Below are 13,338 nucleotides of genomic sequence, written 5' to 3'. Positions count from 1 at the left end.
CAGCCGCGCTCCCCCACAGCCCTGCTCCCCCACAGCCCTGCTCCCCCACAGCCGCACGGCAGCACCGCCCAGCACGGGCCCCAGTTTGGCCCACCAGCATCAGTTATGTTTTCATAACTAACCTCTGAAGGGAGAATCGTGACAGAGGAATCCACCCGCACCACCCCGCAGGCGGCGCACACCACCCCACCCGCCCGGCCCGCCCAGGACGGTGGTGTCAGCGGCCCGGTGCTGCTGGTCCTCGCCCTGCTGTCGGCCGTCGCCCCGTTCGCCACCGACCTGTACCTGCCCGCCTTCCCGCGGATGACCGACGACCTGAGCACCTCCACCACCACCGTCCAGCTCACGCTCACCGCGTTCCTGCTCGGCATGACCGTGGGACAGGTCGTGTTCGGGCCGCTGTCAGACCGTTTCGGCCGCCGTCCGCCGCTGATCGCCGGTGCCGTGCTGTGCGTCGTCGCCAGTGCGGTCGCGGCCCTGGCCCCCAGCGTCGGCGTGCTCATCGCCGCCCGTCTCGCCCAGGGCCTGGGCGGCGCCGCCGGCATGGTGATCGGCCGCGCCGTCATCTCCGACCTCGCCCACGGCCGCGCCGCCGCCCAGGCCTTCAGCCTGATGATGATCGTCGGCGGCGTCGCCCCCGTGGTCGCGCCGCTGGTCGGCGGCTTCCTCGTGGACCCGATCGGCTGGCGCGGCATCCTCACCGTCGTGCTCGTGCTGGCCGGGCTGATGCTGGTCTGCGTGCTGCTGGTGATCCGCGAGACCCATCCCCGCATCCTGAACGGCACCACAGCCACCACCACCGGCGCAGCCACCGGGCAGCCGGCCGAGAGCCTGCTCCAGAAGGGCTTTCTGGCCTACACCTTCGCGTTCGCGTTCGGCTTCGCGGTGATGATGGCCTACATCTCCGCCAGCCCCTTCCTCTACCAGGACATGATGGGCCTGGGCACCGTCACCTACGGCCTGGCCTTCGGCGTCAACGCCCTCGGCCTGATGGTCGTCAGCGCCGTCGCCGCCAACCTCACCGCCACCCGCTCCCCCGCCGCGCTGCTCAGCGTCGGCATCGTGACGGTGTTCGCCTCCACCGTGGTGTTCGGCCTGCTGGTGCTCACCGGTGTCCCGGCCGGATGGCTCGCCGTGCCGCTGTTCACCGGCATCGCCGGCCTCGGCTTCGTGATGGGCAACGCCACCGCGCTGGCCCTGTCGTACGTGCGGCACTCCGCCGGACGCGGCTCCGCCGTGCTCGGTGCCCTCCAGTTCGGCCTGGCCGCCGTGGTCTCGCCCCTGGTCAGCATCCGTGGCGAGGACACCGCCGGACCCCTCGCCGTGGTCATGCTCGTCGCCGCCACCATCGCCCTGATCTCGATGATCGTCGCCCGCCGTGCCGCCCCCGCGCAGGCCTGATCACGCGGGCACGAAAATGGTGGACGACGAACGCTGTTCGTCGTCCACCATTGGTTCACCCGCGGCTACTCCCCCGCGTCGCCGGACAGCCGGCGGGCCACCTCGTCGGCCACCCGCCGCTGCAACTGCGCCAGCTCCTCGTTGCTCAGGCCGCCCAGATCGCCGGACGTCCCCTCACCGTCCCCGTCGTCCCCCGTGCCCCCGTCACCGTTGTCCGTGCCGGCGTTGCCGCCACCGGCGTCCACGCAGGCGATCTGCTCACCGCTCAGGTAGGTCAGGCACATCGAGCCGTCCCCGGCGATCTCGACCAGCCGGGTCACCGTGGTGGACTTGGTGATCGACGCGGTCCAGGTGTCGTTCGACGTCGGCACCACCTCGGTCAGCGAGAGCTGGTTGGCGTTCCAGTTCAGCTGGGGGAACGCCGCGATGATGGCGTTCGACAGCGTCACGTTGCCCTGCCGGGCCGAGGCCAGCTTGTGCACCGTCAGCCGGTTCAGGTCACCGGCGTGCACCTCGTCCGCCGCGATCGTGGCCACCGCCACCACCGACTTCGACGTCCCGCGCGGCGTCAGCGCCGTCACGTAGTCCCAGCCCGAGCCGTCCGTGCGCCGCAACAGCAACTCGGACTCGTTGCCGGAGTCCGGGCCGTCCGCCGACTCCACGGTCTCGTAACCACTGCGCCGGAACAGCCGGTCCAGATAGCCGTTCAGCGCGTGCGAGGCCTCCCGCTGCCGGGCCGCCAGCGAGATCGGGTACACCGGGCCGGGCAGCTCGCCGGCCTTCACGTCCTTGTGCAGCACCGCGCTGTGACCGTCGAACAGCACCACACCGCCGGGCACCGGATGCTGCTCGGGGAAACCGGCGTACCGGGTGACCGGCACCACCATCACTCCCTTGTCGCCGTCGCAGTACGCCCACACGTCCTGCGGGTCGGCCATCAGGTCGCCCCCGACGAACGACAGCGCGCGACGCAGGTTGTACTGGAACCAGCCCCGGGCGACCGGCACCTGCGCGTCGAAGTCGCAGGTGCCCACGGTGTTCTCACCGGGCGTCTGCACCACGATCTGGTTGAATCCCTTGATCCAGCCACGCGCCCGCACCGGGGTCACGTAGGCGCCGGTGGCGGGCAGGAACGTGGTGGCGTCCTCGTCGAACGTGCCCACCACACTGCCGGCCCGGCTGACCACCGAGTTGGCCGCCACCACCCACGGGGTGCGCCACTCGTACTCCGGCTGCGCACCCCCGGTGATCTCGATCGACTCCGACAGCTGCTGCGCCCGGTGGTACCCGCCCCAGACCCCCAGGAACGGGCTCAGTAACAAGACCACCAGGAACAGCGCCCAGGCATCACCGCCCCCGTAGTCGCGGCGCCGGGACCCGACCACCGCGAGCCCGAAGGCACCGACGCTCCCGAGGATCAGGACCTTCCACATCGTGGAGGCCCACACCGTGCGCAGCACCGCGTAGAACGTGCCGTGGAATGCCCACCAGCAGAACGCCAGCACCAGTGCGACCACCACGAGCCACACCACCGTGCCGGCCACGGCACCGCCCGAGCCGTACCCGTCGTAACCGTAACCGTCGTGACCGCGACCCCGCCGCCGGTACCACCGTCTTCCGCGCCGTCCGAAGATTCGCACGTCCACTCCCCTCAGACACCGAGAACCTGTCGCCATCGTGACGTTCCGGGCCGAAGGGGTGTTGCGGTCCAGGCGATTCGTTGAGGTGAATTCTGAGGTTGCTTCTAGCCTGTTATCGAATTGGACAGGCTGTGCCGTCTCTTGATCACCGAGTGCTCTCGATTAGACTCGCTCCGTGACCTCGACGGACGCGCCCTCCCCCGCGGCGCAGCACACGCTGAGCACCACCCACGACGCGCCCGCCTCCCCCGCCGCCCTGTGGGACGCCTGGGCCCGCGTGCACGAGTGGTGGGGGCCGTCCGGATTCCGCAGCACCGTGCGGGAGTTCGACTTCACCGAGGGCGGCCGCTTCGAGGTGGTCATGCACGGCCCCGACGGCACCGACTACCCCAACCTCTACGTCTTCGACGAGCTGACCCGCCCCACCCGGGTGATCTGGACCAGCACCGGCTCGCAGGAGTTCGGGCTGGCACCGTTCCGCTCGGTGCTGCACTGCGAACCGCGGGGCCCGCACACCCGCATCACGCTCACCGCGTACTTCCCCTCGGCCGAGGAGAAGCGCCGCCACGTGGAGGATTTCGGGGCCGAGCAGGGCTCCCGCGACCTGCTGCGGCGACTGGGCGAAGAGGCCGCCCGCAGCTGAGCCGGCCGATCAGTCCGATCAGGTCGGCGCTCGGGGAGTGAGCAGCCCCTCCCCCGCAGGCCGCACGGGGCGAGGCCACGAGCGGCGCGCTCGTGGCTCAGTCCTCGTGCGGGCCGCCCTCCGGCGGCGACAGGACGAGCTCGGCGGTCCAGTCGCCGTCCTCGTCCCGGTCGAGTTCCACGAACCCGGCCGAGGCGTACAGCTTGCGGGCGGCGGTGTTGTCGTCGTGCACCGACAGCCGGATGTCGTGCGGTTCGGGCAGTTCCCGCAGGTAGCCGATCAGGGTGAGCAGGGCGGCGCGGCCCACGCCGGTGCCCTGCTCCTGCTCGTCGACGAGCATGCCGCCGATCCAGTTACGGTCGTCGTCCTCGTCGTAGGCCCACATGATGTGGCCCACCACCTGGTCGCCGGCGTAGACGCCGAGCGACGTCCACACCCCCTCGCGCAGGCTGAGCAGCAGGTAGCGGGCCGCCGAGGTGGCCACCCAGTCCCGCTGGTCGTCGCGCGGCACGACGTCCGCGATGTCGCGCCAGTTCTCGTCGCCCACCCCGCGCAGGGTCACCGGCCGGTCGCGGCCGTCGGTCATACCCGCATCGATCGTCCTAATCACCGGCAGACCCTCTCACGGTGGCCATCCCCTCCCGTAATCGGCCGGGCCCCCGGGTGTCCAGGGCCGGTGCGGCAGCCGGCTGCGGGGCGCTGACGCTGCGGTCGCGGCCCTGTTCCTTGGCCAGGTACAGGGCGGTGTCGGCCCGGCGCAGCAGGCCGGTCGCGTCCTCCTGGCCGTCCCAGCGGGCGATGCCCAGCGAGACGGTCTGCCCGTGCGGGACGACCCGGCGCAGGGAGTCCAGGCGGTGGCGTCCCTGCTCCGGGTCGGCGCAGTGCACCAGGGCCACGAACTCCTCGCCGCCCCAGCGGGCGATCACCGGGTGCGGCCCGAGGGCGTCGTGCCAGCGGCCGGCGGCCTCGCGCAGCAGGTCGTCGCCGGCCTGGTGGCCCTGGGTGTCGTTGTAGCGCTTGAAGTGGTCCAGGTCGAGCAGCGCGACCAGCAGGTGGCCGCCGCCGGTGCGGGTGGCGCCCATCGCGCGGTCCAGGTCGAAGTCCCAGGAGCGGCGGTTGGCGACGCCGGTCAGCGGGTCGGTGCGGGCCATGAGCGCCATCTCCTCGGAGCGCCGGCGCAGCTGGGCGAGCAGGCCGGCGATGCGGGTGACGACCATGGCCAGCAACAGCAGGGAGCCCAGGCCCAGCCAGGTGGCGCCGTCGTGCACGCCGTTGGCCGCGCGGCCGATCACCACCACCGAGGGCAGTCCGGCGCCGAACGCGAGCAGGCCGAGGCGGGGCGCGGTCAGCCCGGCCTCGGCCGTCGTGGCCGGGTCGGGTGCGGGGCGGGGGCCGGGGTCGCGGCGGGAGGCCGCGGCGGCGAAGCCCATGAACAGGTAGGCGCAGGCCCAGACCACGTTCATCCAGACGGCGAACTCGTTGCCGCCGCTGGTCAGCTCGACCAGGTTCTGCGCGGTGTCGGCGACCAGGGTGCACAGCATCGAGGCCGCCACCCAGGACACGGCGGCGCCGGGCCGGCCGTGCGCGAAGATCCGCAGCAGCAGGAACAGCAGCATGACGTCGAGCAGGGGGTACAGGGTGCCGACGGTGCGGGCCACCAGGGGCTGGGCGGTGTCCCAGGCCAGGGGGAGGACGACGAAGACCAGGGCCAGGACGCCCACGCCGACGGCGACGATCAGGGCGTCCAGCACCGCCCCGAAGGCCGGGCGGCCGCCGCGCTGCCGGTTGAGCCCCAGTACGCCGATGGCGGTGGCCAGGTAGGCGGTCAGGAAGAACGCGTCCGCCGGGGTGGGCCAGCGGTCGTCGCCGGTGAGCTGGTAGTAGCCGAGCACGAGTTCGCCGGTCAGGCACAGGGCCATGTTGGCCATGATCCACAGCCAGGGCCCGCGGCGGGGGCGGGGCACGCGCAGCACGGCCAGCAGCAGGAACAGGGAGCTCACGGCGGTGGAGACGAGGTAGGTGCGAGCCATCGCGTCGCTGCCCTCACGTTCCCAGAACAGCGACAGCACGGTCAGCGTGGCCATGCCGCCGAGGATGGCCAGGCCGATGCGGCGTACGTGCTCGGGAGTTCCTTCCCAGGTCATGGCGGCCCCCCGCGACCGGCGACGGGTGCCCGGTCCGGGGCTTCGTCGTCCATGGTTGTGCCGTTCGTGATCGTGCCGTTCGTGGTCGCGCCGTTCGCCTCGTCGTTCGTCACGTCGGCGGCCAGCACCGTGCGGTCGCGCCCGGCGTTCTTCGCCGCGTACAGCGCCTCGTCCGCCCGGCGCAGCAGCACCGCGGGATCCTCGGTGCCGTCCCAGCGGGCCACGCCGATCGAGCAGGTCTCGCCGAACGGCACCAGGGCACGCAGACCGTCCAGTGTGGCCAGGCCGGTGTCCGGGTCGCGGGCGTGCACGAGGACGGCGAACTCCTCCCCGCCCCAGCGCGCCACCCGGCCGTGGCCGGCCAGGCCCAGGCTCCACTGCCGGGCGGCCTCGCGCAGCAGGTCGTCGCCGGCCTGGTGGCCCTGGGTGTCGTTGTAGCGCTTGAAGTGGTCCAGGTCGAGCAGCCCGACCAGCAGCACCGAGCGCTCGCGCAGCGCGGCGGCCATCGCGCGGGCCAGCTCGAAGTCCCACGAGCGGCGGTTGGCGACGCCGGTCAGCGGGTCGGTGCGGGCCATCCGCGCCATCTCGTCGGACTGCCGCCGCAGTTGCTGGAGCAGGTCCCAGATCCGCGCCACCACCAGCCCGAGCAGGGCCAGCGAACCGACGCCGAGCAGCACCGAGCCGGTGTACTGGCCGGTGGCGCTGCGCACGATCAGGACCACCGAGGGCAGGCCCGCGGCCAGGGCCAGCACGACCAGCCGGGTCACGGTCAGGCCCAGGTCGCGGCGCGGTGCCGCCGGGCCGTCGTCGTGCAGCGCGCCGACGGCGGCGAACCCGGTGAACAGGCCCGTCGCCGAGCGGGCCACGGCCGCCCAGGCCACCGGTCCGGAACTGGTCAGCTGGGCCGGGCCGGCCAGATCGGTCAGGTCGGTCACGTTGCGGGCGGTGTCGGTCCCGACCGCGCACAGCAGCGCCACGGCCAGCCACCCGGCCACCCGGCCGGGACGGCCCGCGGCCAGCATCCGGGCGAGCACGAACAGCAGCAGCAGGTCGAGCACCGGGTAGATCAGGGCGACGGCGCGGGCGGCCGGGGGCCGGGTGGTGTCGGAGGCCAGGGGCAGCACCACGAAGGTCAGGCTGAGCACCCCGACGCCGGCCACCACGACCACCACGTCGAGCAGCACCCCCAGGGGCGGGCGGCGGTGCCGTTGCGCGTCCACGCCCAGCACGCCCCAGGCGGTGGCCAGGTAGGCGGGCACCAGGAACACGTCCACCAGTGCCGGCCAGCCGCTCTCACCGCCCAGCCGGTGCAGCAGCGCCGTCACCCCGGCCAGCTGGGTCAGCCCGCACGCGGCCAGCAGCCACTGCCACGGCGCCCGGCGGTGTGCCGGCAGGCGCCGCACGGCCAGCAGCTGGAACACCGCGCAGCAGCCGGCCGACACCACGCCGCCCAGCAGCAGCGCGTCCGGGCCCGCCGCCAGCAGGAGCGGCCCGGCGACGGCGAGCACGGTCACGGCGGTGGCCAGCAGCCCGGCGGCCCGGAGCGTCGCCCGCGCCCAGGGTCCCTCGTGCGCGGGCTCGCCCGGGGGCGTGCGCGAGGGCTGGGCGGTCACTCCCGGTTCCTCGGCCGCGACCGGCCGGGCACGCACGGATCCCGCCCAGCAGAACCGGTTCGGATCAGTTCGCCCCGCGCGGCATCACGCACGGTGAGGGCATGCTCAGGCGGCGACCAGGCCGGCCACGACCATCCGGTCCCGGCCGCGCTGCTTGGCCTCGTACAGCGCGCCGTCGGCCCGGCGCAGCACCGAGGCCGCACCCTCGGCGCCGTCCCAGAGCGCCACCCCGATCGACACCGTCTGCCCGTCCGGCACCAGCGGCCGCAACCGTTCCAGCACGCGTTGTCCCTCGTCCAGGTCGCGGCAGGTCAGCGCGACCAGGAACTCCTCGCCGCCCCAGCGGGCCAGCACGCCACGCGCCCCGATCTCCCCGGCCCAGGCGCAGGCCGTCTCCCGCAGCAGGTCGTCACCGGCGCCGTGCCCGTGCGTGTCGTTGTACCGCTTGAAGTGGTCCAGATCGAGGACGGCGATCAGCACGTTCCCACCTGTCCCCGAGCCTGTTCCCGAGCCTGTGGGGGAGCTCAGCAGCCGGGCCAGCTCGGCGTCCCAGGTGCGGCGGTTGGCCACGCCGGTCAGCGGGTCGGTCGCGGCCATCGCGGCCAGTGCGCGGGTCTGCCGGTCGAGCCGGCGGTGCAGGTCCCAGAACCGGGTCAGCACCAGGCCCAGCAGGATGGTCGCCGCCGTCCCCAGTGCCATGCCCTCCACCGCGGTGCGCTCGCCGGGCAGCAGGAAGATCACCGTCGGCAGCCCGGCGGCCACCGTCATCGCCAGCAGCCGCCGGAGGCTGACCTGCATGCCCTCCAGCGCGGGCAGGTCGGGGGTGCGGGCCGGTGTCCGGGCCGGGCGGGTGCGGGCGGCCGACACGGCGGCGAGCGCGATGCCCAGGTAGAACAGCAGCCACAGCAGGTTGATCCAGCGCGGGAACATGATGGACGACGTGCGGGCGGCCATCACCTGTTCCGCCACGTCGCCCGCGAACAGGCAGAGCAGGCCGGTCACCAGCAGCCGAACGGCCGTGGTCCCGGCGCCGAGCAGACGCAGTGCGAGGAACACGATCACCACGTCGTAGAGCACGTAGACGGTGCTGACGAGTTGCCCGGCGCGGTTGACCAGGCCGGCCGAGATCATCGGCAGGATCAGGAAGACCGTGGCCATGGCCGCGGTGCTGACGGTCACGATCAGGGTGTCGAGCAGGCCGCCCAGGCGCAGGCGGCGCCCGCGCTGGCGGTCCAGGCGCAGCAGTCCCAGCATCAGCGGCACGTAGGAGACGCAGTAGAGGATGTCGGCGGGGGTGGGCCAGCGGGTCGAGTCGAGGAACTGGAACCAGCGGAAGAGGACCTCGGCGACCAGCGAGATCAGCAGCGAGGCGGCGAGCATCCGCCAGGCGGGGCGGGCGGGTGCCGGGATCGAGGGCAGGGCCAGCACGGTCAGCAGGGCGGCGAGGGCGACGGCGAGCACGTCGAGCGTCGCGGAGGCGGCGGTGCCGACGGCGGGCAGCGCGGCGAGCGGCACGGCGGCGCCGGCGAGGCCGGCCACGATCCGCACGGACGGCGGTAGCTGACGCACATTTCCCACACCCCACGTGTCGGCGCCATCACTCACAGCGACAGGTGAACCCGTGGGCGTCATCCGTGCGGCGCAATCGCTGACGCCGTGGTGTCGTGCGGACATTCCCGCGCACCCTGGGGCAGAATTTCGTCGAACTTTTCCGTGGTCCACGGCATCGAACGTCTCTGAGGCAGGAAGGGACCACTCGGGACCGGGCAGTGGCGGGGAGAAGCCATGCAGACGCAGTCAGGACAGCAGACACCGGACGGCTCGAACGGTGCGGGCAGCGCGGCCGCGGGGTGGGGCCGGCCGGTCACCCGGCGCACGCTGATGGCTGTGGCCGGGGCCGCCGGGCTGATGTCGGCGCTCGCCCGTACCGCCCGGGCCGGCACGGGCGGGGACGCCGTGGACTGGACGGCGCTGCGCCGGGCACTGGACGGGCCGCTCCTGCTGCCCGGTGACGCCGGCTACGCCGAGGCCGCGCTGCCATTCAACGCCGCCCTCGGCACCCGCGCCCCGGCCGCGATCGCCCGGGTCACCGGGCGCGCCGACGTGAAGCGCTGCATCACCCGGGCCGGCGGGCACGGCATCCCGGTCGCCGCCCGCTCCGGCGGCCACAGCTACGCCGGGTACTCCACCCCCGACGGCGGGCTGGTGATCGACGTCAGCCGGGCCAGGAGGATCCTGGTCAAGGACGACGGGACGGTCCAGGTGGGGGCGGGTGCGCGACTGTCCGACGTGCAGGCGGCCGTGGCCGCGCACGGGCGGGCCCTGCCCACCGGCTCCTGCCCCACCGTCGGTGTCGCCGGCCTCACCCTCGGCGGGGGCATCGGCGTGCTGTCCCGCCCCTACGGCCTGACCTGCGACCATCTGCGGTCCGCGCACGTGGTCACCGGCGACGGGGAGCTGGTGCTGGCCGACGCCCGGCACCACGACGACCTGTACTGGGCGTTGCGCGGGGGCGGCGGCGGTCAGACCGGCGTGGTCACCGACCTGACCTTCAGCACCGTGGCGGCGCCCACCGTCACCGTGTTCTCCCTGGCCTTCCCGCCCGAGGCCACCGTCGCGGCCCTGGCCGCGTGGACCCGGTGGATCGACAGCGCCCCGAAGGCCATCACCTCGGTGTGCCACGTCAACAGCGCGTCGTCCACCGATCCGCTGCCCACCCACCGCATCGTCGGCACCTTCGTGGGCACCCCGGCGAAGCTGCCCCCGCACCTGACCACCCTGATCGCGGCCGTCGGCAGCAAGCCCACCGTCAACCGCAGCCGCAGCTACACCTATCTGGACGCGATGCGGTACTTCGCCGGGACCAGCACCGGCCGCGAGCGCTTCCGGGCCGCCTCCCGCGTGCTGAAGGGCACCCTGACCGAGGCGAACGCCCAGCAGGTGACCGACCTGATGACGCAGCGGCGCGGCCTGGTGCTGCTGTTCGACTCCCTGGGCGGCGAGGTGGCCGATCTGGCGCCCACGGACACGGCTTTCGTGCACCGCAAGGCCCTGGCCTCGGTGCAGATCTACACCTCCGGCGCGAGCGGTGATCCGGCCGTGCTCGCGGTGCAGCAGGCCCTGACCCCGCTCACCGGCCCGGGCTCCTACGTGAACTACCTCAACGACGGGCAGCAGGACTGGGCGAGCGCCTACTACGGCAAGAACCTGGCGCGGCTGAAGAAGGTCGTGAAGAAGTACGACCCCTCCGGCGTCCTGGACTTCCGGCAGAACGTGCGCAACGCCTGAGTGAGGTCCCGGTTCAGGCCGCGCGCAGCTGGTCGCGTTCGGCCCGGCACATCAGGTTGCGCCCGTGCGCCTTGGCCTCGTACAGCGCCTGGTCGACCACGCGGATCAGCTCGTCGGCGGGCATCTGCCCGTCCCAGCGGGCCACGCCGATCGACACCGTCTGCTGCTGCGGCACCACCGCGCGCAGTCCGTCCAGACGCTTCAGGCCGGAGTTCTCGTCCTCGGCGCGCAGCACCACCGCGAACTCCTCGCCGCCCCAGCGGGCCAGCAGCCCGTCCTCGCCCAGGGCGTCGCGCCAGGCCGCGGCCGCCGCGCGCAGCAGCTCGTCGCCCGCCTGGTGGCCGCGGGTGTCGTTGAACCGCTTGAAGTGGTCCAGGTCCAGCAGCGCGACCAGCACCGTCTCCTCCCCGGCGCGGACCTCCGGTGCCATGAAGCGGGGCAGCTCGGCGTCCCAGGTGCGGCGGTTGGCCACTCCGGTCAGCGGGTCGAGGGCGGCCAGCCGGTCGAGCTGGCGGGCCTGCGCCTGCAACTGCGTGATCAGGCCCCAGATGCGGGCGGCGACCAGGGCGATCAGCACCGCCGACCCGGCACCCAGCTGGGCGCTCGTGATCAGGTCGGCCTGCGTCCACCAGCCGTAGCTGACCACCACGAGCGACGGCAGCATGGCCGCCACGGCCAGTACCACCAGCCGGGGCACGTTCAGGTCGCCGTCACCGCGGTCGCAGCGCACCGGGCGGGAGGCCTGACGGGGACGCCCGGCCTCCAGCGCCGCGAACCCCATGAACAGGTAGAACAGCAGCCACAGCAGGTTCAGCAGCGGCGGGTAGTGGAAGTAGTGGCCCGCCACGGCCTGCACGTTCATCACGGTGTCGGCCACGAACGTGCACAGCATCGCCGCCGCCAGCCAGATCAGGGACCGGCTGCGGGTGCGGCCGCTGCCCAGCAGCCGCGCCACCAGGTACACCAGCAGCACGTCGATGAGCGGGTACAGGCTGGAGACCGTCCGTACCAGAAGCGATTCCGACGCGTCCGTCACCATCGGCCGGATCACGAACACCACGGTCAGTGTGGCCACGCTGAGCGTCACGATCGCCGCGTCCAGCAGCGGCCCGGCCCGCAGCGTGGTCGCGTCCCGCCGGTCCAGGCGCAGCACGGCCAGCGCCAGCACCGCGTAGCCCACCACGTAGCCGATGTCGGCCGGTGTGGGGTAGGCGTCACTCTGCCGCCAGGTCGCGACCAGCGCCCAGATCTCGCCGAGCATCCACATCGACGCCGTCACCAGCATCAGGCTCCACGGGCCGCGCTGCGCCGCCGGGATCCGCCGCACGGCCGCGACCGTCAGCACCTGGCACAGGCAGAACGACACGAAGTAGGTGACGGCCGAGACCTTCTCGGAGAACGAGGGCAGCGTGGCCAGCGGCACCGAGACGGCCGTCAGCACTCCCAGGCCCACCAGGCCCGGGCTCCGCGCCTCGGGCTTCACCATGACCCACCGGTCGTCGCCCGTCACCGGGACGACAGCATCACCGGCGAGGTCGACCCGTCCGGCCCAGCCCGCCGGCACGGTGCGTCACCCTTCGGGCTCGGTCGCCACGTCCACCAGCACCTTCCCGACCGCCCCGCTCTCCACCGCGTCGTGGGCGGCGGCCAGGTCGTGGAGGCCGAACCGCAGCAGCGGCAGACCGTGCTCCTGCCCCACCGGCAGCGCCCTGTCGGCGACCGCGGCCGCCACGTCCCGCGCGGCGTCCGCCAGCACCCGGGCACCCACCGTGTACAGCAGGATGAACTGAAGACGCGCGTTGGCGACCAGCCCCGCACCGATGCCCAGCCGCACGGCGTCACCGCCGTCGTTGGCGTACACGGCCACCGTGCCGCGCGGTTTCAGCACCGCCAGGTCGATCGCCCAGTTCGCCGCGAGCGCCACCTCGACCACCACGTCCACCCCGTCGGGGGCGATCTGCCGCACCCGCGCGGCGACGTCCTCCTCGCGGTAGTTGATCACGTGCCCGGCCCCCGCGGCCCGGGCCAGTGCGGCCTTGTGCGGGCCGCTGACCGTGGTGATCACGGTGGCGCCCGCCCAGCGGGCCAGCTGGATCGCGGCGTGCCCCACCGCCCCGGCCCCGCCCGCGACCAGCACCACCCGTCCGGCCAGCGCGCCCGGTGCGAGGGCGGACGGGCCGTCCTCGGCGACCGTCAGCGCCCGGTGGGCCGTCAGCGCCGGCACGCCGAGCGAGGCGCCCAGGTCGAAGGACGCGTCGTGCGGCAGCTTCACCACGTGCCCGGCCGGTTGCACGGTGTACTCCTGCGCGGTGCCGGTGACGCCGTAGTCGGGGGCGGCCAGGTAGATCCACACCCGGTCGCCCACGGCCAGGTCACGCACGTCCGGGCCGACGGCGTCGACGATGCCGGCGCCGTCCTGGTTGGGCACCGACTCACGCGCGGTGCGCTCCCGGGTGCTGGACCCCCTGCGGCTCTTCCAGTCCGTCGGGTTCACGCCCGACACCACCACCCGCACCCGGACCTGCCCGGCACCCGGTTCCGGGACCGGCCGTTCCCGTACCGCCAGCACCCCGGAGTCCCCGGCCTCGGTGTACACAATCGCCTTCACG

At 73.3% G+C, this 13,338-nt stretch carries 10 protein-coding genes; 3 read left to right on the top strand and 7 right to left on the bottom strand.

Annotated features, from left to right (window positions below):
* The first annotated feature begins 138 nt into the window (after nucleotides 1-138).
* Nucleotides 139-1,401, top strand: coding sequence for a multidrug effflux MFS transporter (locus KIH74_RS05305; RefSeq protein ID WP_214154629.1), 1,263 nt, complete (start codon nucleotides 139-141; stop codon nucleotides 1,399-1,401).
* Between the two features lie 65 nt (nucleotides 1,402-1,466).
* On the opposite strand, the gene KIH74_RS05300 is transcribed toward KIH74_RS05305, so the two are convergent.
* Entirely contained in the window at nucleotides 1,467-3,041 is a 1,575-nt protein-coding gene (locus KIH74_RS05300) for a hypothetical protein (protein ID WP_214154628.1), read from the bottom strand.
* 175 nt (nucleotides 3,042-3,216) lie between these two features.
* On the opposite strand from KIH74_RS05300, the gene KIH74_RS05295 reads away from it, so the two are divergent.
* A complete protein-coding gene (locus KIH74_RS05295) occupies nucleotides 3,217-3,684 on the top strand; it encodes an SRPBCC domain-containing protein (protein WP_214154627.1) in 468 nt (155 codons plus the stop codon).
* A 97-nt stretch (nucleotides 3,685-3,781) separates the two neighbouring features.
* Here KIH74_RS05295 and KIH74_RS05290 read toward each other — a convergent pair whose 3' ends face one another.
* The 4 genes from KIH74_RS05290 to KIH74_RS38375 all read right to left on the bottom strand — a co-directional run bounded on the left by KIH74_RS05290 (nucleotide 3,782) and on the right by KIH74_RS38375 (nucleotide 9,019).
* A complete protein-coding gene (locus KIH74_RS05290; RefSeq protein ID WP_214154626.1) occupies nucleotides 3,782-4,270 on the bottom strand; it encodes a GNAT family N-acetyltransferase in 489 nt (162 codons plus the stop codon).
* 16 nt (nucleotides 4,271-4,286) lie between these two features.
* On the bottom strand, nucleotides 4,287-5,828 hold the full coding sequence (locus KIH74_RS05285) for a GGDEF domain-containing protein (RefSeq protein ID WP_214154625.1): 1,542 nt from the start codon (nucleotides 5,826-5,828) through the stop codon (nucleotides 4,287-4,289).
* On the bottom strand, nucleotides 5,825-7,441 hold the full coding sequence (locus tag KIH74_RS38380; RefSeq protein ID WP_214154624.1) for a GGDEF domain-containing protein: 1,617 nt from the start codon (nucleotides 7,439-7,441) through the stop codon (nucleotides 5,825-5,827). The genes KIH74_RS05285 and KIH74_RS38380 overlap by 4 nt, the downstream gene beginning before the upstream one ends.
* A 105-nt stretch (nucleotides 7,442-7,546) precedes the next feature.
* Nucleotides 7,547-9,019 (bottom strand): GGDEF domain-containing protein, encoded by a 1,473-nt coding sequence (locus KIH74_RS38375; protein ID WP_214154623.1) that lies wholly within the window; start codon nucleotides 9,017-9,019, stop codon nucleotides 7,547-7,549.
* A gap of 207 nt (nucleotides 9,020-9,226) precedes the next feature.
* Here KIH74_RS38375 and KIH74_RS05270 point away from each other — a divergent pair, with 207 nt between their 5' ends.
* Entirely contained in the window at nucleotides 9,227-10,729 is a 1,503-nt protein-coding gene (locus KIH74_RS05270; protein WP_214154622.1) for an FAD-binding oxidoreductase, read from the top strand.
* 13 nt (nucleotides 10,730-10,742) lie between these two features.
* Here KIH74_RS05270 and KIH74_RS38370 read toward each other — a convergent pair whose 3' ends face one another.
* Both KIH74_RS38370 and KIH74_RS05260 read right to left on the bottom strand, forming a co-directional pair.
* On the bottom strand, nucleotides 10,743-12,293 hold the full coding sequence (locus tag KIH74_RS38370) for a GGDEF domain-containing protein (protein ID WP_214154621.1): 1,551 nt from the start codon (nucleotides 12,291-12,293) through the stop codon (nucleotides 10,743-10,745).
* Between the two features lie 6 nt (nucleotides 12,294-12,299).
* On the bottom strand, nucleotides 12,300-13,337 hold the full coding sequence (locus KIH74_RS05260) for an NADPH:quinone reductase (protein ID WP_214154620.1): 1,038 nt from the start codon (nucleotides 13,335-13,337) through the stop codon (nucleotides 12,300-12,302).
* Between the last annotated feature and the right edge of the window lies 1 nt (nucleotide 13,338).

The organism is Kineosporia corallincola, from assembly GCF_018499875.1.
In the GTDB taxonomy this organism is placed as follows: domain Bacteria; phylum Actinomycetota; class Actinomycetes; order Actinomycetales; family Kineosporiaceae; genus Kineosporia; species Kineosporia corallincola.
The sequence above is the reverse complement of the archived record's forward strand: the minus strand, read 5'-3'. Positions and strand labels throughout refer to the sequence as shown.

Bases quoted from the DNA above. Each gene is read 5' to 3' on its own strand.
- KIH74_RS05290 (WP_214154626.1), bottom strand. From the start codon at position 4,270: ATGACCGACGGCCGCGACCGGCCGGTGACCCTGCGCGGGGTGGGCGAC.
- KIH74_RS05270 (WP_214154622.1), top strand. From the start codon at position 9,227: ATGCAGACGCAGTCAGGACAGCAGACACCGGACGGCTCGAACGGTGCG.
- KIH74_RS05285 (WP_214154625.1), bottom strand. From the start codon at position 5,828: ATGACCTGGGAAGGAACTCCCGAGCACGTACGCCGCATCGGCCTGGCC.